Here is a 22,923-nt window from a genome sequence, read left to right on the forward strand (position 1 = left end):
ACCGAACCTCTGAAGGGGACTCCATGAACCACGCCGAACTCGCCGCCGCCGACCGGGCCCGGATCATCCACCCCTATCTCCCCGGCACCGTCGAGGAGCGCGTCGTGATGACCGAGGGCTCCGGCTGCCGGCTCACCGACGCCGAGGGGCGCTCGTACCTGGACGCCACCGGCGGGCTCTGGCTCGCGCAGATCGGGCACGGCCGGGAGGAGGTGGCGCGGGCCGCCGCCGAGCAGATGCAGAAGCTGGAGTACTTCACCAGCTTCTGGGAGTTCTCCAACGACCGGGCGATCGAGCTGGCCACCCGGCTGACCTCGCTCGCGCCCGAGGGCCTGGGCCATGTGTACTTCACCTCCGGTGGTTCGGAGGGCAATGAGGCCGCGATCAAGATGGCGCGCTACTACCACCACCGGCGCGGCGAGTCCTCGCGGACCTGGATCCTCGCGCGCGACAAGGCGTACCACGGCATCGGTTACGGCGGCGGCTCCGCGACCGGCTTCCCGCTGTACCACGAGGGCTTCGCGCCGATGATGCCGCACGTCAGCCACCTGACGCCGCCGTGGCCGTACCGCACGGAGCTGTACGGCGGCGAGGACCCCTGCGACTTCCTGATCCGGGAGCTGGAGGAGCGGATCGCGGAGATCGGGCCCGGCAACATCGCGGCGATGATCGGCGAGCCGATCATGGGTGTGGGCGGGATGCTCGTGCCGCCGGCGGACTACTGGCCGCGGGTGCGGGAGGTGCTGGACCGGCACGGCATCCTGCTGATCTTCGACGAGGTCGTGACGGCGTACGGGCGGGTCGGCGAGTGGTTCGCGGCGCAGCACTTCGGGGTCACGCCCGACATCATCGTCACCGCCAAGGGCATCACCTCCGGATACACGCCGCTGGGCGCACTGCTGGTCGGGGACCACGTGGCCGAGCAGCTGCTGCGCGAGCACGGCTTCCCGATGGGCTACACGTACAACGGTCACCCGGTCGCCGCGGCGGTGGCGCTGGCCAATCTCGACATCATCGAGCGGGAGGGGCTGCTGGCCCGCGCGGTGGAGATCGGTGGTGCGCTGCACGGCGAACTCCAGGCGCAGCTGGGTGATTTGCCGGTGGTCGGCGAGGTGCGGTCGGTGGGCATGATGCTGGCCGTCGAGCTGGTCGCGGACAAGGAGACGCGCGCGCCGCTGCCGGTGCGGCCCGAGCGGATGCCGCACGATGTGATCCGGCGCGAGACGGGCGTGATCGTACGGGACTCCGCGCACAGCATCGTGCTGTCCCCGCCGCTGGTCATGACGGAGGCGGAGGTGAAGGAGACGGTGACCGCGATGCGGTCGGTGCTGGAACGCACCACGCCCGCCGGAGAGATCCGGGACTGAGCCACTCCTCCGCAACCGGCCACGACTGGAAGGGCGCACTGCCGTGTCCGTACCACCCACCAGATCCGCACCCGCACCACCACCTCCTCCTGAGACCATCCCCCACCTGCACCGCAGCCTGCGCCGGTTCGACATCATGGCGATGGGTGTGGCGGCCGTCATCTCCTTCGACGTGGTGGGGCAGATCGCCACCGGCGGGGGCGAGGCCGTCACCTGGATCGCCGTGATCGCGGTGGGCTTCCTGCTGCCGTACGCGCTGGTCTTCGCCGAGACGGGGGCGGCCTTCCCGCAGGAGGGCGGCCCGTACGTCTGGGTGAAGCTGGCCTTCGGGCGCACCACCGCGGCGCTCACCACGCTGTTCTACTGGGTCACCAATCCGGTGTGGCTCGGCGGTTCGCTGGTGTTCATCGCGGCGGAGTCCTGGGACGGCTTCGTCTTCCCCCTCGGCTCGGGGACGGTGGCCGACTACACGTTCAAGCTGCTGTTCATCTGGGCGGCGATCCTCACGGCGATCGTGTCGCTGCGCCGTGGCAAGTGGATCACGACGGCGGGCGCGGCGGCCAAGGTGCTGGCGCTCGCCGTCTTCTCGGGCACGGCCGTGGCGTACGGCGTCGAGCACGGCTTCCGCGGCCTGGACCAGGCCTCCTTTTCCCCCACCGCGGTCGGCTTCCTGGGCCTGGTGCCCGTGCTGCTCTTCGCCTTCGTCGGCTTCGAGGCACCGAACGCGGCGGGCGACGAGATGCACGACCCGCAGCGGGACGTCCCGGTCTCGATCGGGATCTCCGGGCTGATCGCCACGTGCTGTTATCTGCTGCCCGTACTGGCGATCCTCTCGGCGGCACCGGCCGGGCAGGTGACGGGCATCGGCGGGTTCATGGACGCGGCCCGGCTGGTCTTCGGTGTGTACGGGGACTGGAGCGGGCCGCTGCTGACCATGGCCGCCGTGCTGTTCGTCTTCGCGCTGCTCACCCAGGGCAGCGCGTGGATGATCGTCAGCGACCGGATGCAGGCGATGGCGGCGGCCGACGACGGGTTCTTCAGCCGCGGGCTGGGCGCGTTCCACCCGCGCCTGGGCACCCCGGTACGGATGAATCTGCTCTCCGGGATCACCGCGACGCTCTTCATGGTCGCCGCGATGAATCTGGCGGCCGGGGACGCCGCCGCGGTGTTCGGTGTCGTCCTGACGGTCGCGATCACAACGCTGCTGCTGTCGTACCTCGCGATCGTGCCGGCCCTGATCCGGCTGCGGCTGCGGCGCGCGGAGGTGCCGCGCCCGTACGAGGTGCCGTTCGGCACGCGCGGCTTCGTGGTGTGCGCGTCGCTCGTGTACGCGTGGATCGTGCTGGGCTCCTGGGTGGCGCTGTTCCCCGGCACCCTGGAGCACCTCGTCGGTCTGCCGTACGACTTCGCCGACGTCTGGGGCGTCTCCCGCACCACCTTCGAGACCTTCACCCTGGGCACGGTCGTCCTCCTGCTGGCCGTCGGCACGGCGGGGCTGTGGGGGCGGCGCGGGAAGGGCACGCGGCACTGACCACGGGCGCGGCGGCCCCCGGCGACCCCCGGTCGGTCGCCGGGGGCCGCCGCGTCGGGCTATGAGCGGTATAGGGATTCCGGTGGTTCTGCCGGGGGCCCGGGCGGTGTTCCCTGGTGGGGCAGGGCGGCGCGACCGGCCGCCGACTTCGACCACAGGGGTGGAACCGCACATGAAGGAAGCTGGTGCCGAGCGGCAGTCCGGGACGCGGACGGAGCGGCTGACCGTCAACGGGCGCGAGTACGCCTGGCCCGCCCGGCCCGTCGTCGTGGTGTGCATCGACGGCAGCGAGGACGCCTATCACGAGCGGGCCATCGCCGACGGCCGGATGCCGTTCCTGGAGCGGATGCTGCGGGACGGCAGCGATCTGCGCGCGGACTGCACGATGCCGTCCTTCACCAATCCCAACAATCTCTCCATCGCGACCGGGGTGCCGCCGTCGGTGCACGGGATCTGCGGGAACTACTTCTACGACCCGGCCGCCGACGCCGAGGTCATGATGAACGACCCGGAGCTGCTGCGGGCGCCGACGCTGTTCGCGGAGTTCTCGCAGGCCGGCGCGAAGGTCGCGGTGATCACCGCGAAGGACAAGCTGCGCCGCCTGCTGGGCAAGGGCCTCAAGGACGGCATCTGCTTCTCCGCCGAGAAGGCCGACCAGGTCACACAGCAGGACAACGGCATCGAGAAGGTGCTGGAGCGGGTCGGCATGGAGCTGCCGTCGGTCTACAGCGCCGAGCTGAGCGAGCTGGTGATGGCGGCGGGCGTGGACGTGCTGGAGCGGGACCGTCCGGAGCTGATGTATCTGTCGCTGACGGACTACATCCAGCACAAGCACGCGCCCGGCTCCCCCGTCGCGAACGACTTCTACGCCATGTTGGACGGCCACTTCGCGCGGATCGACGCGCTGGGCGCCGTGCTGGTCGTCACCGCCGATCACGGGATGAACGCCAAGAGCGATGGCGACGGGGACGCTCAAGTGGTGTTCCTCCAGGACGAGTTGGATGCCCGTCTCGGTGCGGGCGCGGCGCGTGTCGTGCTGCCCATCACCGACCCGTACACGGTGCACCACGGCGCGCTCGGCTCGTACGCGACGGTGCACCTCCCGCAGGGCGCGGACGCGGACGCACTCCGCGCCGAGCTGGCCCGCCTCGACGGTGTGTCCGAGGTGATGGGCCGGGAGCGGGCCTGCGTCCGCTTCGAGCTGCCGGGCGACCGGATCGGCGAGCTGGTCGTGATCGCCGAGCGCAACACGGTACTGGGCACCACGCCCGCCCGGCACGACATCTCCGGGTTCGAGGAGCCGCTGCGCTCGCACGGCGGGCTGACCGAGCAGCGCGTGCCGTTCCTGGTGAACGCGCGGGTCGGACCGGTCCCCCAGGGCCACCGGCTGCGTAACTTCGACAGTTACTGGGTGGGCACGTCGGTGGCGGCGGGGGTGCCGCTCACCGACTGACGCACCGTCACCCCAGCTCATCCCAACCCCCCTCATACGGACGCACCACCCGGCCCCGGCGTGCCGCCGAGGCGCGCGCCGGGGCCCCGTCATGCCCGAATCCAGGCCGAGGGACAGGACTCCGCCATGGCCGACCTCGCACCGCAGTCCGTACCATCACCAAGACCCGGCCCCCCGCTCTCCACGCGGGAGGCGCTGAGGGGGATGACCCGCTGGCGCCGGCAGATCTTCGCGGTCACCTGGCTCGCCTACGCGGGCTTCTACTTCGTCCGCCAGGCATTCTCGGTCGCCAAGCTCGGCATCCTGGACGATCCCCTGGTGAACGGGGTGCTGACCGAGCAGGTGCTCGGCGTGCTGGACGCGGTGTACCTCGCGGCGTACGCGGCCGGGCAGTTCCTGTGGGGCATGTGGGCCGACCGCTTCGGGCCGCGGGTGGTGGTCGCCGGCGGCATGATCGGCGCGGTCGTCGCCGCGTGCGCGATGGGGCTCAGCAGCGCCGTGCTGGTGTTCGGCGGGGCGATGGTGCTCCAGGGACTGGCGCAGTCGACGGGCTGGGCGCCGCTGTGCAAGAACATGGGCAGCTTCTTCACGGTGCGCGAGCGGGGCCGGGTACTCGGCATCTGGAGCAGCAACTACGCGTTCGGCGGCCTCGCCGCGCCGCCGTTCCTGGGCTGGTGGGCGTACGAGGTCTTCGAGAGCTGGCACGCGGCGTTCCTCGCGGGCGCGGCGACGCTCGCCGTCGTCCTGGTGCTGTTCCTGGTCTTCCAGCGGAACACGCCGCAGGACGTGGGGCTGCCCGATCCGAACCGTACGGAGGAGGAGCCCGCAGTGGTGGCGCCGCCGCGGCAGCGCGCTCTCGCCCTCTACAAGGAAGCGCTGCGCGACCGCATGGTGCTGACGCTGGGCGCCGCGTACTTCCTGCTCAAGCCGGCCCGGTACGCGATCCTGCTGTGGGGTCCGGTGATCGTCAGCCGGCAACTGCCGGAGGTCGGCAAGGTGGGGGCCACGCTCATCCCGGTGGCGTTCGGTGTCGCGGGCGTGCTCGCGCCCATCGTGATCGGCTGGGTCTCCGACACCGTCTTCCGGTCCCGCCGGGTGCCGCCGTGCGTCCTGGCGCTGGGACTGCTGACCGTCGCGCTCGCGCTGTTCATGCCGCTGACGGCGACCGGCAGCGCGGTGGTGATGATCGCGGTGCTGGCGGTGATCGGGCTGGCCGTGTACGCGGCGGACGCGATGATCAGTTGTGTCGCGGCGGTGGACTTCGGCGCCGCCGGTGGCGCGGGCACGGCCGCCGGGCTGGTCAACGGCTGCGGCTCGGTGGGTGCCATCCTCGGCGGCCTGCTGCCCGGCTTCCTCTCCGGCACCGCGCTGTTCTACGGTTTCGCCGCCGCGGCGCTCCTCGCGGGTCTGCTGATGCTCCCGCAGTGGAACCGCGTTCCCGCAACGGCTGCGTAAGCCAGGCAGCTTGCTCACTGATCCAGCCACGGTGCACCACCACTCAAGAGGGGATCATCCATGGCGACTCATCGTTGTGACACCGCCGTCGTCGGCGGCGGCATCGTCGGACTGGCGCACGCCCTCGCGGCCGCCAAGCGCGGCGACCGCGTCGTTGTCTTCGAGCGCGACGACCACTCCGTGGGCGCGTCCATCCGCAACTTCGGCATGATCTGGGCGGTGGGCCAGCAGCGCGGCGCGATGTACGAGCGTGCCCTGCGCAGCCGCGAGATCTGGCTGGAGATCGCGGCGAAGACCGGGCTGTGGGCGGCCCCGACCGGCTCCTTGCATCTGGCGCACCATCCCGACGAGGCCGCGGTGCTGGAGGAGTTCGTCGCCACCACACCCGCCGCAAGACAGCGCGGTACGGAAATGCTGACCGCGAAGGAGGCGGTGGCGCGCAGTCATGCGGCGCATCCGGACGGGCTGTTGGCCGCAATGTGGAGCCCGACGGAGCTGAACGTCGATCCGCGGCACGCGATCCCGGCGGTCGCGGCGCATCTGGCCGAGGAGTACGGCGTGGACGTGCGCTTCGGCACGACCGTGCGCGGCATCGGCATGCCGACGGTCTCGACCACGGCCGGCGACTGGCGTGCTGACCGGGTCTTCGTCTGCAGCGGCAATGACTTCGAGACGCTGTATCCGGAGGTGTTCGCGGCGAGCGGGCTGGTCCGCTGCAAGCTGCAGATGCTGCGGACGGGCGTGCAGCCCGGTGGGTGGCAGTTGGGGCCGATGCTGTGCGGCGGGCTGACGCTGTTGCACTACGCGGCGTTCGAGGGGCTGGCGGCGCGGGCGGCGCTGGACGCGCGGATGCGGGCCGAGCTGCCGTTCCACCGGGACAACGGCATCCATGTACTGCTGTCGCAGACGACGGACGGGCGGCTGACGATCGGCGACAGCCATGCGTACGCCACGACCCACGACCCGTTCGAGAGCGAGGAGATCAACGCGGCGATCATGGAATACCTGGCGGGCTTCGCGCGGCTCCCGGACACCACGATCACTGAACGCTGGTCCGGCTTCTACCCGTCCCTGCGCGACGGCCGCACGGAGCTGGTGGTCGACCCGGAGCCGGGCGTGACCGTGGTCAACGGCGTCGGCGGGGCCGGGATGACGCTGTCGTTCGGCCTCGCGGAGGAGAACGTCGCGGCGCGCTGAGCACAGTACGCGGGCGGGCCCGGCGGAATTTCTCCGCCGGGCCCGCTCCGTGCGCGTGTTGCGTCCTTGGGCGATCAGGCCGCCGGGGCCGGGTAGGTCGGGTACTCCACCCCGGAGACATGCTGGACGACGCGGATGACCTGGCAGGAGTAGCCGAACTCGTTGTCGTACCAGAGGTAGAGGATCGCGTTGTCGCCCTCGACCTTGGTGGCGCCGGCGTCGACGATCGAGGCGTGGCGCGAGCCGATGAAGTCGTTGGAGACCGCGTCGGGGGCGCTGGTGAAGTCGATCTGGCGGCGCAGCGGCGAGGTCAGCGACACCTCGCGGAGGTGGTCGAGGACCTCCTCGCGGGTGGTCTCGCGGGCGAGCTGCAGGTTGAGGATGGCGATCGAGACGTCCGGGACCGGGACGCGGATCGAGCTGCCGGTGATCTTCGCCTTGAGGTCGGGCAGCGCCTTGGCGACGGCGGAGGCGGCGCCGGTCTCGGTGATGACCATGTTGAGCGGCGCGGAGCGGCCGCGGCGCTCGGACTTGTGGTAGTTGTCCAGCAGGTTCTGGTCGTTGGTGAACGAGTGGACGGTCTCCACATGGCCGCGCACCACGCCGTACTCGTCCTCCATCGCCTTCAGCGGCGGGACGATCGCGTTGGTGGTGCAGGAGGCGCAGGACAGGATCTGCTCGTCCGGCTTGACCGTGTCGTGGTTGACGCCGTGGACGATGTTCGGGACGTCGCCCTTGCCCGGGGCGGTCAGGACGACCTTCTCGACGCCGGGGCGCAGGTGCTTGGACAGCCCCTCGCGGTCGCGCCACTTGCCGGTGTTGTCGATGAGGATGGCGTCCTTGATGCCGTACGCCGTGTAGTCGACCTCGGACGGGTCGTTGGCGTAGATCACCTTGATCTCGTTGCCGTTGGCGATGATCGTGTTGTTCGCCTCGTCAACGGTGATCGTGCCCTGGAACTGGCCGTGGATCGAGTCGCGGCGCAGCAGCGAGGCGCGCTTCACAATGTCTTCGGCGGCCCGCTCGCCGCCACCGCGGACCACGATGGCGCGCAGCCGCAGGCCGTTGCCGGAGCCGGCCTTCTCGATGAGCAGGCGGGCGACGAGGCGGCCGATGCGGCCGAAGCCGTAGAGGACGACGTCGCGTCCCTCGCGGCACTCGATCTTGTTGGCACCGGTGGCGCCCGCGACGGCCTCGGCGGTGAACTCCGCCACCGACAGACCGCGGTCGTCGGCGTTGTACGTCTCGGCGAGCCGGCCGATGTCGATCTGGGAGGGCCCGAGGTCGAGCGTGGCGAGAGCCTGCAGGAACGGGAACGTCTCGGTGACCGAGAGCTCCACACCCGCGATCTGCCGGGCGAACCGATGAGTCTTGAGGATGCTGACCACCGACTTGTTCACCAGGGAGCGGCTGTGGAGCAGGACGGTGACGTCCCGCTCCCGGTGCAGCTTCCCGATGATCGGGATCATCGACTCCGCGATCTCCTCGCGGTTCTTCCAGTTGGTGAACGAGTCGTCGTTGACAGTCACAGGCTTATCTCTCGATCGAGCTAGGCGGTGCTCACATGATAACCCCCTCTTCCTTCGACCTTTTCATCGGTCCCTCTGCGCACTCCCGCCCCGCAGCCGCCTAGTAGCTGATGCAGGCCGAGTGCCACTCCGTGTAGAAGTCCCAGACCTGCGGTGAGCACTCCGGCGGGCCGTACTGGGATGCCTTGGCGCCGACGTGCGGGAGGTGGGCGTACGCACCCACGCCCGGGCGGTTGACGTGCAGCATTCCCGCCTCGAAGCGCTCGATGGCCTCGAAGGCGCGGGACTGCGAGGCGGTGAAGATCGTGCCGGACATGCCGTATTTGACCGAGTTGGAGATCCGCATGGCGTCGTCAAACCCGTCCGCGTCGACGACGGCGAGCACCGGCCCGAAGACCTCCTCCTGGGCCAGCTCACTGTCCCAGGGCACGTCGCGGATGACGGTGGGCTGGACGTAGCAGCCGTCCGGCAGCCCGTCCCCGGTGGCGCGGCCGCCGCCGCACAGCACCTTGCCGCCGTCGCGCTGCGCCCCGGCGACGGCCGCCAGTGCCGCGTCCAGCCGCGCGGTGTTCACCACGGGGCAGATCTGCGAGGCGGGGTCGTCGCCCGGGCCGACCTTCATGCCCGCCACCCGGGCCACGAGCTTGTCCAGGAAGGCATCCCGTACGCGGACGTCGACGACGGCCCGGCTGGTGGCGCTGCACCGCTGCCCGGCCTGCCCGAACGCGCCGTGCACCACCGCCTCGACCGCCCCGTCCAGGTCCGCGTCGTCCAGCACGATCACCGCGTTCTTGCCGCCGAGCTCCAGCTGGGTACGGAGCAGCCGGTGGGCGCCGCCCGTGTGGATGGCGGTGCCGACGGGCAGCGAGCCGGTGAAGCTGATGCCGGCGACGGACGGGTTCGCGACCAGCGCCTCGCCCGCCGCGACATCGCCCTGGACGAGGTTGAGCACGCCGTCGGGCAGGCCGGCCTCATGGAAGACCTCGGTGAGCAGGGCCGCGGTGAGCGGGGTGAGCGGCGAGGGCTTGAAGACGGCCGTACAGCCGGAGAGCAGCGCCGGGGCGACCTTCCACATGGGGATGGCGAGCGGGAAGTTCCACGGCGAGACCAGGCCGACGACGCCGATGGGGCGCCGGAAGGTGTACGCGAACGTACGGTCCTCCTCGGCGGGCGCGGTGACGCCGCCGAGCAGCCGCGCCTGGCCCACGGTGAAGTCCAGTACGGCGCGGGAGCGGGCCACCTCGCCGCGGGCCTCGCGGAGGAGTTTGCCCTGTTCGCGGGTGATGGCGTGGGCGAATTCCTCGGCGCGCTCGGTGAGGAGGCGGCCCGCCTCGGCGAGGATCGCGGCGCGCCGGATGGGTCCCATGGCGCGCCAGGCGGGCAGGGCCGCGGCCGCGGCGTCCGCCGCGCGGTCCACGTCGACGCCGCCGGACTCGGCGAACTCGCCGAGGTGATCGCTCAGATCGGCCGGGTTGATGTTGGTGCGGGTCTGTCCCGATTCGGCCGGGCTCCACCGGCCGTCGATGAAGTTCAGCAGGTGATGCGGCGCGATGGGCTGCCGCCCCGATACGTCTGCCATGCCTGGTCCCTTCGCCGGACATTCGCTGACAACTGTCGCCACTGGGCTGCCGCCAGGCTGTCCCAGCGAACGCCGGGGCACCATCCGGGAATTGGCAATGCCCCCGATAGCGCTCCCCTATCTGGCACCGCGGTGGCGGGCGCGGCTGGCACCCTGCCGCGCGCCGTGCGGTGCCGTACGTACGGACAGACCACCGTCAGATCCCTGACCTCAGGAGGCTCAATGACCCGGCCATTCCGTTTTGGTGTCAATACGCTCGCGATTGCTTCGGGCGATGAGTGGCGCGCCAAGTGCCGCAGGGCGGAGGCGGCCGGTTACGACGTGCTGCTGGTGCCGGATCATCTGGGGATGCCCGCGCCGTTCCCCGCGCTGGTGGCCGCGGCCGAGGTCACCGAGCGGCCGCGGGTGGGCACCTTCGTGCTGAACACCGGCTTCTGGAACCCTGCGCTGCTGGCCCGCGAGGTGGCCACCACCGACGCGCTCACGGGCGGCCGCCTCGAACTGGGCCTGGGCACCGGGTACGTACGTGCCGAGCACGAGTCGGCGGGGCTGCCCTGGGGCACGCCGGGCGAGCGGGTCGATCACCTCACCCGCACGATCGAAGAGCTGGACCGGCTGCTGGGCGATCCGGAGCATGTCCCGCACGCCGCGCAGACGCCCCGGCCGCCGCTGCTGATCGGCGGGAACGGCCCGCGGATGATGCGGCTGACGGCACGGCACGCACAGATCGCGGCGTTCCAGGGCGGCCGGCAGGCGCCCGGGAAACCGGAGGGCGTCCTGGAGCTGGCCTCGGCGGAGCAGCTGGACGCGACGGTCGCCCGGTACGCGAAGGCGGCGGCGGACCGCGCGGAGCCGGCCGAACGCAACATCCTCGTACAGCGCGTGGTGATCACCCATGACCGCAGGGCGGCGGCCCGCGAGTTCGCCGCCCACGACATCGGCCTGGACGAGGAGCAGCTGCTCGACGCGCCGACGCTGCTCTTCGGCACGGTCCGGCAGATCGCCGATCAGCTCCGCGAGCGCCGGGAGCGGTACGGCTTCTCCTACATCACGGTGCTGGACGCGGCTCTGGAGACGTTCGCCCCGGTCATCGAGGAGCTGCGGGGCAGCTGAGCCCGGGGCTCACCCCACCTCACCCCACCACGAGCCGCAGCGGCATCGACTCCCATGCCCGGAGCGTGTTGTTGAGATGCCGCCGCGGCTCGCCCGCCGGCTCGATCCGGGCGACGCGTTCGGCGAGCGCGGTGAGCAGGGCCTCGGCCTCCAGGCGGGCGACGTGCTGGCCGACGCACTGGTGGAGTCCCATGCCGAACAGGCCGGTGGACGAGGCGTGCAGCGGGAGACGTCCGGCGATCCTGGTGATGTTGACGACCGCGTCGGGCGCGGTGAGCCGTTCGACGAAGAGGACTTCCGCCCCGTCGAGGACGCCGAGCTGGGTGGAGTGGCCGACGACGGCGTGCAGGTCGGCCATGAACGGCATGGCCGCCTCGCGCAGGGTCAGCGTCGGTGAGGCGCGCTGCGCCAGCTCCCAGAAGCGGACGCCGATGCGTATCCGCCGCCGCCCGTCGCGGCGCAGCAGCCCGTGCCGCACCAGCTCCTCGACGAGCCGGCCCGCGGTGGCGCGCGGGAGGCGGGCGCGGCGGGCGATCTCGGTCACGGTCAGCGCCGGGGCCTCCGGGCCGAAGGCGTCGAAGATGCGCACGGCCCTGGTGAGGAGCGATTCACCACTGGTCGACCTGGCCATCCGCTCATGATGCCCGGGCCGCTCCCAGGACCGGTACCGCTTCCAGTACCAGGACGGCGAGGTCGTCGTCGATCGGGTCGGGGCTGAAGTCGTGGGCGGCCCGGCGCACCCGCTCCGCGATGGCCTTGGCGCCCAGGCCCACGCAGCCGCGCAGCACCTCGGCCAGGCCGTCGTTGTCGTCCAACTGCCGGTTGCCCCGGCGGCGTTCGGTCACGCCATCGGTCACGCACAGCAGTGTCTCGCCCGGCGCCAGGTGGAAGGAGTTCGCGCGGAACTCCGCGTGTTCGTCGATGCCGAGCAGCATCTGCGGCTCGGCGGCCGTTGTCACCGTGCCGTCGGCCGACAGCCGCAGTGGCAAGGGGTGTCCGGCGCTGGCCACGGTGACGCGCGCGCCGCCGGCGACGGCGTCGGGCTCCAGCTCTCCGTACAGCAGGCTCAGGAACCGGGAGCCGACCTGCTCCCCGCCGACCACCACCGCTTCCGCGCCCTCCTCCGCCATGGCCAGATTGAGCCGGCCGAGCAGGGCCTCGACGCCGTGGCCCTCGCGTGCCAGCAGCCGTACGAGGTGGCGGGCCAGGCCGGTGACGGACATCGCCTCCAGGTCGTGCCCGCACACGTCGCCGAGCAGGAAGCACCAGCGGCGGTCGCCCATGGGGAACAGGTCGTAGAAGTCACCGCCGACGCTCTGCCCCTCGCCGTGGGGCTCGTACACGAGCGCCGTGTCGACGCCCGGGATGGCCGCGAGGAACGTGGGGAGCTGTCTGCGCTGGAGCGAGTGGCTGATGTCCGCCTGCCGGGTGTAGTGACGGGCCGTGAGGACCCCTTGGGCCACCCGTCGCGCCACGTCCTGCGCGAGGCGTACCGCGTCGCCGGTCAGCCGCGGCAGTCCCGCCCGTCCGATGAGCAGTGCACCGTGGCACCGCCCGGCCGCGACCAGCGGGAACATCAGCGCCGAGCCGCCCGCCCCGGTGGCGTCCGGCTCCCCCGGCCAGGGCCAGGCGATGCCGGTGGTACTCAGCGTGACGGGCGGCGGGCGGTCCTCCTCCAGGGCCTGGCGGAGGGTGCGGATGCGCTCCTCGTCGCGGTGCCACACGCGGGAGAGCCGCATCCGGCCATGGGTGGTGGTCAGCCATACGCCGCACCAGTCGGCGAGCCTGGGGACCAGCAGCTGTCCGGTGAGCGCCGCGATCATGTCCTCGTCGAGCTGCCCGGCGAGCAGCTCGCTGACCTCGGCGAGGAAGGTCTGGCCCGCGGAGTCGGGCCCCTCGGCGGCCGGAGCGCGGCGGTCGGGCGGTACGGCATCGTGGACCGCCGCCGCGAGGGCATCGCCGGGACCGGGCCGGGCCTCCATGGGGGTGCCGAGCCGGAACCACACGGTCTTCTCGGTGTGCCGGCAGGTCACGCCCCAGGATTCGGCCAGCGCGCGCAGCAGCCGCAGGCCGTGGCCGCGCAGGTGGTGCCACAGGTCCTGCCCCTCGTGATCGGCGCCGGAGGTGTAGCGGTCCACCACGTCGACCACGACCCCCACGTACGGTGTCGCGCCCGGCGCTGACGGGGCGGGGAAGCCGTCCCCGGTGTCGAGGCGGCAGCCGACCTCGACCTCGAATCCGCCCTGCGCGGTCACGGCGGTGGTCAGCTCGCTGACGAGGAGTACGGCGTCGTCGACGAGTCCGTCGCTGATCGCCGGTGACCCGCTGATCGCCAGCGCCCCGGGGAGGGCCGGCTCGACCAGTCCGGTGAGGGCTACGCGCAGGAACCTGCGGGCCGCGGAGGGTGCGAGCGCGTTGGCGGGCAGCCGGATCCGCGGCATGGAATCCCGCAGGTCGGAGGAGGTACCCACAGGCGACTCCCGGCTCGGTTCCGATGCTCGGCTCGCTCAATGAATGTAGCCTAAATCGCACTGAAGAGGTACATATGGTTTTATTGCTCGATTGAGGATCTTCCACCATGGAACGCGCTTCGGAATCCACGCCGGACCCCCCACCCGGGGCCGCCGAGCCCGGCGAGCCCGGCGACGGGGCCGGCCTCGCCCGGGACGAGCAGGTGCTGCGCGCGGCCGAACTGCGACCGCTGCTCACGGCCATGAACGCGGTTCGTGACGGCGATTTCACCGTGCGCGCGGACGGTGCGTACGAGGGGGTCGCCGCGGAGCTCGCGGAGGCGTTCAACCAGATCGTCACGCGCAACGCGCACCTGGCGTCGGAGCTGCAGCGGGTACGCCAGGAAGTGATCCGCGAGGGCCGGCTGGACGAGCGGCTCACGGCCAGCCCCGGGCACGGCGCCTGGACCACGAGCGTGGAAGCGGCCAACACACTCCTCGAAGCGCTGGTCGTACCGGTCGGGAACGCCACGCGCGTACTGGACGCGGTCGCGGACGGCGATCTGACCCGGCGGGTCGAGCTGCACGACGGGAAGCGGCAGCTCCGCGGCGATCTGGCCCGCCTCGGCCACGGCGTGAACCGCATGGTGGACCAGCTCTCGCTGTTCACCGGCGAGGTGACCCGGGTGGCCCGCGAGGTCGGCACCGAGGGGCGGCTCGGCGGGCGCGCGAAGGTGCAGGGGCTGTCGGGCGACTGGCGTTATGTGACCGAGGCCGTCAACGCGATGGCCGCGCGGCTGACCGCGCAGGTCCGTGACATCGCGGTGGTCACGACGGCGGTCGCCCGCGGCGATCTGACCCAGCAGGTCACGGTCGAGGCGACCGGTGAGCTGCTGGAGCTGAAGCTCACCGTGAACACGATGGTCGACCAGCTCCGGGCGTTCGCCGATGAGGTCACGCGGGTGGCCCGCGAGGTCGGCACCGAGGGACAGCTCGGCGGCCGGGCCCATGTGGCGGGCGTCTCCGGCGTGTGGAAGAACCTCACCGACAACGTCAACTTCATGGCGTCGAACCTGACTTCGCAGGTACGCAACATCGCTCAGGTCACCACGGCGGTCGCCACCGGCGACCTGAGCCAGAAGATCACGGTGGACGCCCGGGGCGAGATCCTGGAGCTGAAGTCGACGATCAACACCATGGTCGACCAGCTCTCCGCCTTCGCCGACGAGGTCACCCGCGTCGCCCGCGAGGTCGGCACGGCGGACAACCTCACTTCGCAGGTACGCAACATCGCCCAGGTCGCCACCGCCGTCGCCCAGGGCGACCTCGGCAAGACGATCACGGTGGAGGCGAAGGGCGAGATCCTGGAGCTGAAGTCGACGATCAACACCATGGTCGACCAGCTCTCCGCCTTCGCCGACGAGGTCACCCGCGTCGCCCGCGAGGTCGGCACCATGGCGCTGAACCTGACTTCGCAGGTACGCAACATCGCCCAGGTCACCACGGCCGTCGCCGACGGCGATCTGTCGAAGAAGATCACGGTGGATGCCCGGGGCGAGATCCTGCAGCTCAAGGACACCGTGAACACGATGGTCGAGCAGTTGCGCGCGTTCGCCGACGAGGTCACCCGGGTCGCCCGGGAAGTCGGTACGGAGGGCCGGCTCGGCGGCCGGGCCCAGGTCCGCGGCGTCTCCGGGGTGTGGGAGGACCTGACGGAGAACGTCAACTTCATGGCGGACAACCTGACTTCACAGGTACGCAATATCGCCCAGGTCGCCACCGCGGTCGCCCAGGGCGATCTGTCGAAGAAGATCGACGTGGACGCGCGCGGCGAGATCCTGGCGCTCAAGACGACCATCAACACGATGGTCGACACGCTCTCCTCGTTCTCCTCCGAGGTGACCCGGGTGGCGCGCGAGGTCGGCAGCGAGGGCCAGCTCGGCGGCCAGGCCCGGGTCGAGGGCGTCTACGGCACCTGGAAGCGGCTGACCACCGGCGTCAACGAGCTGGCCTCCAACCTCACCACCCAGGTACGCGCCATCGCCGAGGTGGCCGGCGCGGTCACCCAGGGCGACATGTCGCGCTCCATCACGGTCGAGGCGAAGGGCGAGGTCGCCGAGCTGAAGAACAACATCAACCTGATGGTGTCCAACCTCCGGGAGACCACCCGCGCCAAGGACTGGCTGGAGTCCAACCTCACCCGCATGGCCGCCCTCATGCAGGGCCACCGCGACCTGGTGGAGGTCGCCGGACTGATCCTCAGCGAGCTGACCCCGCTGGTCAACGCGCAGTTCGGCGCGTTCTTCCTGGCCGAGTCCGGCGCCCGCCCCGGCGAGGGCCTCCAGTTCATCGCCGGGTACGGCACCGACCAGGCCGGCGGCGAGAGCCCGCTCCCCGGCTCCGGCACCCCGGGCCGCGGCCTGATCGCCCAGGCGGCCAAGGAGAAGAAGCGCATCCTCGTACTGGACGCCCCGCCGGACTACATCACCATCAACTCCGGGCTCGGCGCGGCGCTCCCGGCCAGCATCGTCATCGTGCCCATCCTCTTCGAGGACGAGCTGCTCGGCGTGATCGAGCTGGCGTCGCTCAGCAGGTTCAGCGATGTGCACCTGGCCTTCATCGACCAGTTCGCCAACACCATCGCCGTCTCGTTCAACACGATCATCGCCAACTCCCGTACGGAGTCGCTGCTTTCCCAGTCCCAGCGGCTCACCGCGGAACTGCGCGAACGCTCCGACGAGCTGCAGCGCTCCAACGCCGCGCTGGAGGAGAAGGCGGCGCTGCTCGCGACCGCCTCGCAGTACAAGTCGGAGTTCCTGGCGAACATGTCGCACGAGCTGCGCACGCCGCTCAACTCACTGCTGATCCTCTCCCGGCTGCTCGCCGACAACCCCGACGGCCATCTCTCCGAGCAGGACGTGCAGTTCGCCGCCACCATTCACCGCTCGGGGTCCGATCTGCTCCAGCTCATCAGCGACATCCTCGACCTGTCGAAGATCGAGGCGGGCCGGATGGACGTCCACCCGAAGGACCTGTCCCTCGACAAGCTGCTCGACTACGTGCACGCGACCTTCCGGCCGCTCACCGCCGACCGCGGGCTCGGCTTCGAGATCATCGTCGGCGACGATGTACCGCACGAGCTGTACTCCGACGAGCAGCGCCTCCAGCAGGTGCTGCGCAATCTGCTGTCCAACGCGGTGAAGTTCACCCACTCCGGCGGTGTGGAGCTGCGCGTCGAACGGGTGCCGGGCGAGGAGTTCCCGGAGGAGACGCTGCGGAACGCGGACGCCGTCGTCGCGTTCCACGTCAAGGACACCGGCATCGGCATCTCCCCCGACAAACTCCCGCTGGTCTTCGAGGCGTTCAAGCAGGCCGAAGGCACCACCAACCGCAAGTACGGCGGCACCGGCCTCGGCCTGTCCATCAGCCGGGAGATCGCCGGGATGCTCGGCGGCCGGATCACCGCCGAGAGCGAGGTCGGCGTCGGCTCCCGGTTCACCCTGTACATCCCCGCGCGCCATCCCGGCGGCGTGGAGATCCCGACGCCGGAGGGCGGTCTGCGCCCGGCGGCGGACGCGCGCCCGGTGGAGACCCTCGGTTCGGTCGCGGATCTGAACCCGGAGGAGCTGGTCCCCGCCACCCTCGACTGGCCGGACGACACGGACGGGACACCGGGCGACGTGGCCGGCGCCGCAGCCACCGCGGGCCCCGACGCCCGCGAGGACGCCTGGCCGCAGACGACGCGGCTCAAGGAGTGGCTGAGCGGGCGCCCGGGGCGGGTGCTGGCCGGGCGCCGGATCCTCGTCGTGGACGACGACATCCGCAATGTCTTCGCCCTCACGCATGTACTGGGCCGGGTCGGCATCACCGTGAAGTACGCGGAGAATGGCCGCGAGGGGCTGGAAGTCCTGCAGCGCACCCCCGACGTGTCCCTGATCCTGATGGACATCATGATGCCCGAGATGGACGGTTACGAGACCATTCGCGCCATCCGCAGCACCCCCCGGCTCGCCGGTCTGCCGATCATCGCGCTCACCGCCAAGGCCATGCCCGGAGACCGCGAGAAGGCAATCGAGAGCGGCGCCAACGACTACGTCCCCAAGCCCGTGGACATCGACCGCCTGCTGTCGGTGATCTGCGCGCTGCTCGATCCGGAGAACGGCACGGCGTCGCCGGACGACGGTGAGGCAACACGGGAAGGCAATCCATCGCAGGACGAGGCCGGCGAGGCACCGAAGGGCAGGTCATGAGCAACGTCGCACCCGACCAGTGCAACATCCTCCTCGTCGACGACATGGAGGAAAACCTCGTCGCACTGGAGGCCGTACTCGGCCCGCTCCACCAGAAGCTGGTCCGCGCCCGCTCGGGAGAGGAAGCCCTGAAGGCGATGCTCCGCCAGGACTTCGCGGTGGTGCTGCTGGACGTCGTGATGCCCGGCATGGACGGCTTCGAGACCGCCGCCACCATCAAGCGTCTCGACCAGACCAAGGACGTGCCCATCATCCTGGTGACCGGCGCCAACCCCGAGGCGGACTACGCCTATCGGGGATACGCGGTAGGCGCCGCGGACTTCCTGACCAAGCCCATCGACCCCTGGATGCTGCGCACCAAGGTCGGCACCTTCCTCGACCTGTACCGCAAGAACCAACGACTGGCGGCGGCCGCGGAGCAGCCGGGCAGCGGAGAACGGCTCGCGGACATCGCCCAGCAGCTCGCCCGCATCGAACTCCTCCTCCGCAACACCCCGGCCCCCGACCCCACGGACGTCGCCGACCGCGTCGCGGAAGTGGCCCGCTCCGTGGACGGCCTGCGGGGGAACGGGGACTGACCCGTGCTCCGGCCGGCACTTTCCTGCTTCTTCTGCGCGGAAACCATTGGCCGTGCAGGCCGGTGATCTGCTTGGCTCGCCCCATGAGTGATCTTCACATTCGTCCCGCCACCCCCTCGGACATCGACGCCGTCCTGCGGTTCTGGCGCGACGCCGCGGAAGGAACGAGCATCAGCGACGACCACGACGGGGTGGCCCGGCTGGTCGCCCGGGACCCGGAGGCGCTGCTGCTGGCCGAACGGGACGGCGAGCTGGCCGGCACGGTGATCGCCGGGTTCGACGGGTGGCGCTGCCATCTGTATCGGCTGGCGGTCCACCCCGACCGGCGCCGGCAGGGCATCGGGCGGGCGTTGCTGGCGGCCGCGGAGGAGCGGTTCGCCGCGCTGGGCGGGCGGCGCGCGGACGCGATGGTGCTCGACCGCAACGAGCCCGCGCACCTCGCGTGGCACGCGTCCGGCTACGCCCCCGAGCCCCAGTGGAGCCGCTGGGTCCGCCACCTGACGGACTGAGGCGCTCGGGGGCCTCCCCGCTACCGCGGCAGCCGGAAGTCGGCCACGCGGATCGGCGAGGGCGTGCTGCCGGTCGACCGCTGCTGGTACATGAACGACAGGACGCCGTCCTGCGCGACACGCGTGTCGTCCACGACGACCTCGCCGAAGGCGTTCAGCTCCGCACCGTCATGGACGGGGTTCCAGTCGGTCCAGCCGGAGGACCGGGAAGCCGCGACGATCCGGCCGTACGGCATGACGGCGTAGGCGTTGTCATGCGCGTCGAAGACCAGGTGAGTGCGCTGGGAGGAGTTCAGCGGCACGGGGATCTCGGTCTTCTTCCACCGGCCGCGCGCGTCCTTGTACACATGGAAGGCCCGTCCGTACCGCACCCGGTCGTCGACGTAGTCGGTGGTGCACTGGGTGAAGCGGCCGGGGACGTACGAGATGATCGCGTGCGGCCGGCCGGCGGAGTCGGTGGCCTGGCTCTCCTGGTTCATCAGCGAGTGGTCGGGGCCCAGCGGGTCGACGACGGTACGGTCGTCGACCGACACCTTGTCCGCGCCACCGGTGACGCCGACGACCTCGCCGGCGGCGTCGCGCCAGGTCCGGCCGCGGTCGGTGCTGTGGACGTAGCCGGTATCGTGGTTGGTGATCCCGCCGCCGTCGCACATGACCGCGCTGTTCTGCTCCCGCCAGGTGAAGAAGGCATGGAGGGTGCCGTCCGCGCCGTAGTCGATGCCGTGCAGATACATGTTGCGGGCGGAACTGGTGCCGTGGGCCGTGGTGTAGGTACCGGTGGCGCTGCTCCACTCCCCCAGCGCCTTCCAGCGGGCCCCGTCGTACTCCGCCAGTCCGTTGCGACCGTTGCCGGAGACGCCGGCGCGGTAGCTCAGTTGCAGCTTGCCGTCGGGGGTCGCGAGGAACTGCGGATAGGTGAACTTGTCGGTGAGCGCGACACCGTCGAGCGTGCTCTGCACGTCGCCGAACTCGCGCGGGTCCCAGGCGCGTCCGGCAGGCGAATTCACCAGCCCGGCCGCTGACTTGACGTAGAAGTAGCCGCTGCTGTGCGAGTCCATGACGAGGTGCAGCCGGCCGTCGACGCGCTTCCGTGCCGGGGAATGGCCTGCTCACCTACAAGGGCCACCAATACGCCGCCTGGTACACCGCCGACCGCCACGCCGCCATCGCCCGCCACCCGGTGACCGGCGGGGCGTGGCAGACCGTGGTACTGCCGCACCGGCTGAGCGTCGACGACTCGCACAACGCGGCGAGGGGTCTCATGGGTTCCCGTCCTGCTTCAGTCGAGGTGGAACACTTCTGTCAGCGGGCGCATGGCCTCGTCCGGCTGCGCGCCGTCGAGCGCCTCGAAGAACGGCGCCATCTCCGCCTGCCAGCGGGCGTTGACGTCCGTGGCGGCCATGGCCTCCTGGGCCGCGGCGAAGTCCTCGGTCTCCAGATAGCCGACGAGCAGGCCGTCCTCCCGCAGGAAGAGCGAGTAGTTGTGCCAGCCGGCGGCGGACAGCGCCGCCAGCATCTCCGGCCAGACGTCGGCATGGCGCTCGCGGTACTCGTCGAGGCGCTCCCGGCGCACTTTGAGCAGAAAGCAGACGCGTTTCATGGAGAGCCCGTCCATCCGGAGGATCAGGGGATTGAAAGGTTTCATACCCTACCCGGAGAGACCGGCCCGGCGCCATCAGTACGCCGTCGGCCAACCGCCGCTCCAGTTCAGCAGGTTGACGCCCAGCTTGGGCGCGCCGCCGTCGTTGCCGTCGTAGTAGTGGTAGACGAGCAGGTCACCGTCGGCGTCGGGCATGATGTCCTGTCCGCCGGGGCCGATCACGGAGCCCTGGGAGGCCATGACCACGGTGCCGCCGTTGTCGGTCATGGCCACACCGTTGCGGTCGTAGTACGGGCCGGTGGGCTTGGTGGCCCGGCCGACCTTGATCTTGTACGTGGAGCCGGTGCCGTTGCAGCACGTGTCGTACGAGGCGAAGAGGTAGTAGTAACCGTTGCGCTTGACCACGGTCGGCCCCTCGACCGCCTTCGTACCGGTAGGACGCGCGGCCAGCGAGTGGCGGGTGGTGTCGCCCGCGTACTGCTTGCCGGTCGCCGGATCGAGGCGGATCATCTTGATCCCGCTCCACCAGGACCCGAACGCCAGCCACCACTTGCCGTCGCTGTCGACGAACAGGTCCGGGTCGATGGCGTTGTAGTCGCTGCTCGCGGTGGAGGAGTGGACGATGCCCTGGTCGCTCCAGCTCCCCGGCAGCCCGGTCGAGGAGGTGGCGAGCCCGATGGTGGAGGTGTTGGAGCCGAAGCGCGAGACGGCGTAGTACATGAGGTACCGGCCACCCTGGTACGAGATGTCGGGCGCCCACGGGTCGTTCGTTTCCGAGTACCTCGACCACCAACTCGGGGGCGAGGCAAAGGCGTTGCCGCTCCGGCTGAAGGCGGTGCGGTCGGTGGAGGTACGGGCTTCCAGAAGGCCGTGGGTGGAGTAGAGCAAGTACCGGCCGTCCGGCGCGCGGAGCATGGTCGGGTCGTGGACGACGACGTCACCGGTGACATGGCCCGGACCGGGGTAGGCGGACGCGCTCGCCGGCATCAGAGCGAGCAGGGCGGCGGCGGGTACGGCGAGGAGGGCGGATCTCAGGCGGGGGTGGCGCACGCGGTTCTCCTTTGCTCGGAGATTCGCACGGCATGATGTTCGGGATATCGAACTATGCCCGCGACTTCGAACGGGAAGCTAGGGAATCAGCGGAGACACGTCAACGCTTTGCGCAGAGTTTCTTGTACCGGGTGCGGCGGGGCGAGCCGGAATAGGGCGCGGGCTGCGGAGAGTTGTCGTCGGCATGACGTTCTCAGCAGATTCCGCGGCCGCCTCCGCCGGTGAGGCCGACTCCCGCCACGCACTCTTCGGCCGCATCGGCATCTGGAGTCCCGGCCTGCGTTCGCAGGACGCCGAGGGGGCCGCCCGGATCGCCGATGCGGTGGCGGAGCTCGAAGAGCTCGGGTTCGGGACCGTGTGGCTGGGCGGCAGCCCGTCGGTGGCCGATGCCCGCAAGGTCGTGCAGGCCACCCGGCGCATCACCGTGGCCACCGGAATCCTCAGCATCTGGGACCACGACGCGGCCACCGTGGCCGCGGAGGCCGCCCAGGTGGAGAAGGAGGCGCCGGGACGGTTCGTCCTCGGGATCGGCGTCAGCCACAGCGCGCTCGCGCCGCAGTACGCCAAGCCGTACTCCGCGATGGTCGGGTACCTGGACGGGCTGGACACGGCGCCGCAGCCGGTGCCGCCCGGGCGGCGGGTGCTGGCCGCCCTCGGGCCCAAGATGCTGCGGCTCGCCGCCGACCGTGCCGCCGGGGCCCATCCTTACCTCGTCACCGCGGAGCACACCGCCCAGGCCCGTGCCGCGCTCGGCAGCGAGGCGCTGCTCGCGCCGGAGCTGAAGGTGGTGCTCGACACCGATCTGGAGCGGGCGCGCGGCACGGCCCGCGAGACCCTCGCGATGTACCTCCGGCTGCCCAACTACACCGACAACCTGCTGCGCCTCGGCTTCGCCGAGGAGGACTTCGCCGACGGCGGCAGCAACCGCCTCCTCGACGCCCTCTTCGCGCTGGGCGACGCGGAGACCGTCAAGGCCCGCCTGGACGCCTACTACGCCGCGGGCGCCGACCACGTCGCCCTCCAGGCCCTCGGCGGGGGCGGGCGCGCCGATCTGCCGCGCGCCCAGTGGCGCGAGCTGGCCTCCGCGCTCGGGCTGACCACCACTGCCTGACACCTGAGAACACCCCACGTAGCGACCCGGGACCGTTCCGGTCACCGGGCCGCTGCTTTGCCGGTCCTTTACTATGGATAATCCCCCCGCTGCCGGATACACGGTCCGCAGCGCATTTCCCGAGGAAAGGTGTGAGCGTCCAGCCATGGGC

Annotated in this window: 16 protein-coding genes and 2 pseudogenes; 11 read left to right on the top strand and 7 right to left on the bottom strand. The window is 70.9% G+C overall.

The window, feature by feature from the left end; all coding sequences use genetic code 11:
* The first annotated feature begins 23 nt into the window (after window positions 1-23).
* From IF04_RS0123345 to IF04_RS0123365, 5 genes are all read left to right on the top strand, one after another.
* Entirely contained in the window at window positions 24-1,367 is a 1,344-nt protein-coding gene (locus IF04_RS0123345; RefSeq protein ID WP_030261296.1) for an aminotransferase family protein, read from the top strand.
* A 43-nt stretch (window positions 1,368-1,410) separates the two neighbouring features.
* On the top strand, window positions 1,411-2,898 hold the full coding sequence (locus IF04_RS0123350) for an APC family permease (RefSeq protein ID WP_245654482.1): 1,488 nt from the start codon (window positions 1,411-1,413) through the stop codon (window positions 2,896-2,898).
* 172 nt (window positions 2,899-3,070) lie between these two features.
* The gene (gene phnA, locus IF04_RS0123355) at window positions 3,071-4,351 is read left to right on the top strand and encodes a phosphonoacetate hydrolase (RefSeq protein WP_051831491.1); all 1,281 of its coding nucleotides are present in this window, start codon (window positions 3,071-3,073) and stop codon (window positions 4,349-4,351) included.
* A gap of 204 nt (window positions 4,352-4,555) precedes the next feature.
* Window positions 4,556-5,806, top strand: a complete 1,251-nt coding sequence (locus IF04_RS0123360; protein WP_030261301.1) for an MFS transporter — start codon at window positions 4,556-4,558, stop codon at window positions 5,804-5,806.
* 60 nt (window positions 5,807-5,866) lie between these two features.
* Window positions 5,867-7,003, top strand: a complete 1,137-nt coding sequence (locus IF04_RS0123365; protein ID WP_030261303.1) for a TIGR03364 family FAD-dependent oxidoreductase — start codon at window positions 5,867-5,869, stop codon at window positions 7,001-7,003.
* A gap of 74 nt (window positions 7,004-7,077) precedes the next feature.
* Here IF04_RS0123365 and IF04_RS0123370 read toward each other — a convergent pair whose 3' ends face one another.
* Window positions 7,078-8,532, bottom strand: a complete 1,455-nt coding sequence (locus IF04_RS0123370) for a glyceraldehyde-3-phosphate dehydrogenase (protein ID WP_030261307.1) — start codon at window positions 8,530-8,532, stop codon at window positions 7,078-7,080.
* Between the two features lie 100 nt (window positions 8,533-8,632).
* Window positions 8,633-10,111, bottom strand: coding sequence for an aldehyde dehydrogenase family protein (locus tag IF04_RS0123375; RefSeq protein WP_030261309.1), 1,479 nt, complete (start codon window positions 10,109-10,111; stop codon window positions 8,633-8,635).
* A 222-nt stretch (window positions 10,112-10,333) separates the two neighbouring features.
* On the opposite strand from IF04_RS0123375, the gene IF04_RS0123380 reads away from it, so the two are divergent.
* On the top strand, window positions 10,334-11,224 hold the full coding sequence (locus IF04_RS0123380; RefSeq protein ID WP_030261311.1) for an LLM class F420-dependent oxidoreductase: 891 nt from the start codon (window positions 10,334-10,336) through the stop codon (window positions 11,222-11,224).
* A gap of 19 nt (window positions 11,225-11,243) precedes the next feature.
* Here IF04_RS0123380 and IF04_RS0123385 read toward each other — a convergent pair whose 3' ends face one another.
* On the bottom strand, window positions 11,244-11,855 hold the full coding sequence (locus IF04_RS0123385) for a helix-turn-helix domain-containing protein (RefSeq protein WP_078600678.1): 612 nt from the start codon (window positions 11,853-11,855) through the stop codon (window positions 11,244-11,246).
* Between the two features lie 4 nt (window positions 11,856-11,859).
* Window positions 11,860-13,665: an ATP-binding SpoIIE family protein phosphatase gene (locus IF04_RS0123390; RefSeq protein ID WP_030261314.1), complete on the bottom strand. Its 1,806-nt coding sequence runs from the start codon at window positions 13,663-13,665 to the stop codon at window positions 11,860-11,862.
* Between the two features lie 137 nt (window positions 13,666-13,802).
* Between IF04_RS0123390 and IF04_RS0123395 the strand changes: the two genes are divergently transcribed.
* The 3 genes from IF04_RS0123395 (at window position 13,803) to IF04_RS0123405 (ending at window position 19,011) form a co-directional block, all read left to right on the top strand.
* On the top strand, window positions 13,803-17,924 hold the full coding sequence (locus tag IF04_RS0123395; RefSeq protein ID WP_051831492.1) for a HAMP domain-containing protein: 4,122 nt from the start codon (window positions 13,803-13,805) through the stop codon (window positions 17,922-17,924).
* Window positions 17,921-18,502 carry a response regulator gene (locus IF04_RS0123400; protein ID WP_030261328.1) on the top strand — a complete coding sequence of 194 codons (582 nt, stop codon included), beginning with the start codon at window positions 17,921-17,923 and terminating at the stop codon, window positions 18,500-18,502. The genes IF04_RS0123395 and IF04_RS0123400 overlap by 4 nt, the downstream gene beginning before the upstream one ends.
* 83 nt (window positions 18,503-18,585) lie before the next feature.
* Entirely contained in the window at window positions 18,586-19,011 is a 426-nt protein-coding gene (locus tag IF04_RS0123405) for a GNAT family N-acetyltransferase (RefSeq protein ID WP_030261330.1), read from the top strand.
* Window positions 19,012-19,031: 20 nt separating this feature from the next.
* On the opposite strand, the pseudogene IF04_RS0123410 reads toward IF04_RS0123405, so the two are convergent.
* Window positions 19,032-20,096 (bottom strand): annotated as a pseudogene (locus tag IF04_RS0123410) (BNR repeat-containing protein); the annotation flags it as partial.
* Between the two features lie 5 nt (window positions 20,097-20,101).
* Between IF04_RS0123410 and IF04_RS39900 the strand changes: the two are divergent.
* Window positions 20,102-20,248, top strand: a pseudogene (locus IF04_RS39900) (BNR-4 repeat-containing protein); the annotation flags it as partial.
* A 42-nt stretch (window positions 20,249-20,290) separates the two neighbouring features.
* Here the strand turns inward: IF04_RS39900 and IF04_RS0123420 are convergent.
* Both IF04_RS0123420 and IF04_RS0123425 read right to left on the bottom strand, forming a co-directional pair.
* Window positions 20,291-20,611, bottom strand: coding sequence for an L-rhamnose mutarotase (locus tag IF04_RS0123420; protein WP_030261332.1), 321 nt, complete (start codon window positions 20,609-20,611; stop codon window positions 20,291-20,293).
* A 75-nt stretch (window positions 20,612-20,686) separates the two neighbouring features.
* A complete protein-coding gene (locus IF04_RS0123425) occupies window positions 20,687-21,598 on the bottom strand; it encodes an arabinan endo-1,5-alpha-L-arabinosidase (RefSeq protein ID WP_051831522.1) in 912 nt (303 codons plus the stop codon).
* 247 nt (window positions 21,599-21,845) lie between these two features.
* Between IF04_RS0123425 and IF04_RS0123430 the strand changes: the two genes are divergently transcribed.
* Window positions 21,846-22,772 (top strand): LLM class F420-dependent oxidoreductase, encoded by a 927-nt coding sequence (locus tag IF04_RS0123430; protein WP_078600682.1) that lies wholly within the window; start codon window positions 21,846-21,848, stop codon window positions 22,770-22,772.
* The last annotated feature ends 151 nt before the right edge of the window (window positions 22,773-22,923 follow it).

Source organism: Streptomyces violens (assembly GCF_000717745.1).
Classification (GTDB): Bacteria; Actinomycetota; Actinomycetes; order Streptomycetales; family Streptomycetaceae; genus Streptomyces; species Streptomyces violens.

Bases quoted from the DNA above. Each gene is read 5' to 3' on its own strand.
- IF04_RS0123375 (WP_030261309.1), bottom strand. From the start codon at position 10,111: ATGGCAGACGTATCGGGGCGGCAGCCCATCGCGCCGCATCACCTGCTG.
- IF04_RS0123345 (WP_030261296.1), top strand. From the start codon at position 24: ATGAACCACGCCGAACTCGCCGCCGCCGACCGGGCCCGGATCATCCAC.
- IF04_RS0123365 (WP_030261303.1), top strand. From the start codon at position 5,867: ATGGCGACTCATCGTTGTGACACCGCCGTCGTCGGCGGCGGCATCGTC.
- phnA (WP_051831491.1), top strand. From the start codon at position 3,071: ATGAAGGAAGCTGGTGCCGAGCGGCAGTCCGGGACGCGGACGGAGCGG.
- IF04_RS0123420 (WP_030261332.1), bottom strand. From the start codon at position 20,611: ATGAAACGCGTCTGCTTTCTGCTCAAAGTGCGCCGGGAGCGCCTCGAC.
- IF04_RS0123405 (WP_030261330.1), top strand. From the start codon at position 18,586: ATGAGTGATCTTCACATTCGTCCCGCCACCCCCTCGGACATCGACGCC.
- IF04_RS0123385 (WP_078600678.1), bottom strand. From the start codon at position 11,855: ATGGCCAGGTCGACCAGTGGTGAATCGCTCCTCACCAGGGCCGTGCGC.
- IF04_RS0123430 (WP_078600682.1), top strand. From the start codon at position 21,846: ATGACGTTCTCAGCAGATTCCGCGGCCGCCTCCGCCGGTGAGGCCGAC.
- IF04_RS0123400 (WP_030261328.1), top strand. From the start codon at position 17,921: ATGAGCAACGTCGCACCCGACCAGTGCAACATCCTCCTCGTCGACGAC.
- IF04_RS0123395 (WP_051831492.1), top strand. From the start codon at position 13,803: ATGGAACGCGCTTCGGAATCCACGCCGGACCCCCCACCCGGGGCCGCC.
- IF04_RS0123425 (WP_051831522.1), bottom strand. From the start codon at position 21,598: ATGCCGGCGAGCGCGTCCGCCTACCCCGGTCCGGGCCATGTCACCGGT.
- IF04_RS0123380 (WP_030261311.1), top strand. From the start codon at position 10,334: ATGACCCGGCCATTCCGTTTTGGTGTCAATACGCTCGCGATTGCTTCG.
- IF04_RS0123360 (WP_030261301.1), top strand. From the start codon at position 4,556: ATGACCCGCTGGCGCCGGCAGATCTTCGCGGTCACCTGGCTCGCCTAC.
- IF04_RS0123390 (WP_030261314.1), bottom strand. From the start codon at position 13,665: ATGCCGCGGATCCGGCTGCCCGCCAACGCGCTCGCACCCTCCGCGGCC.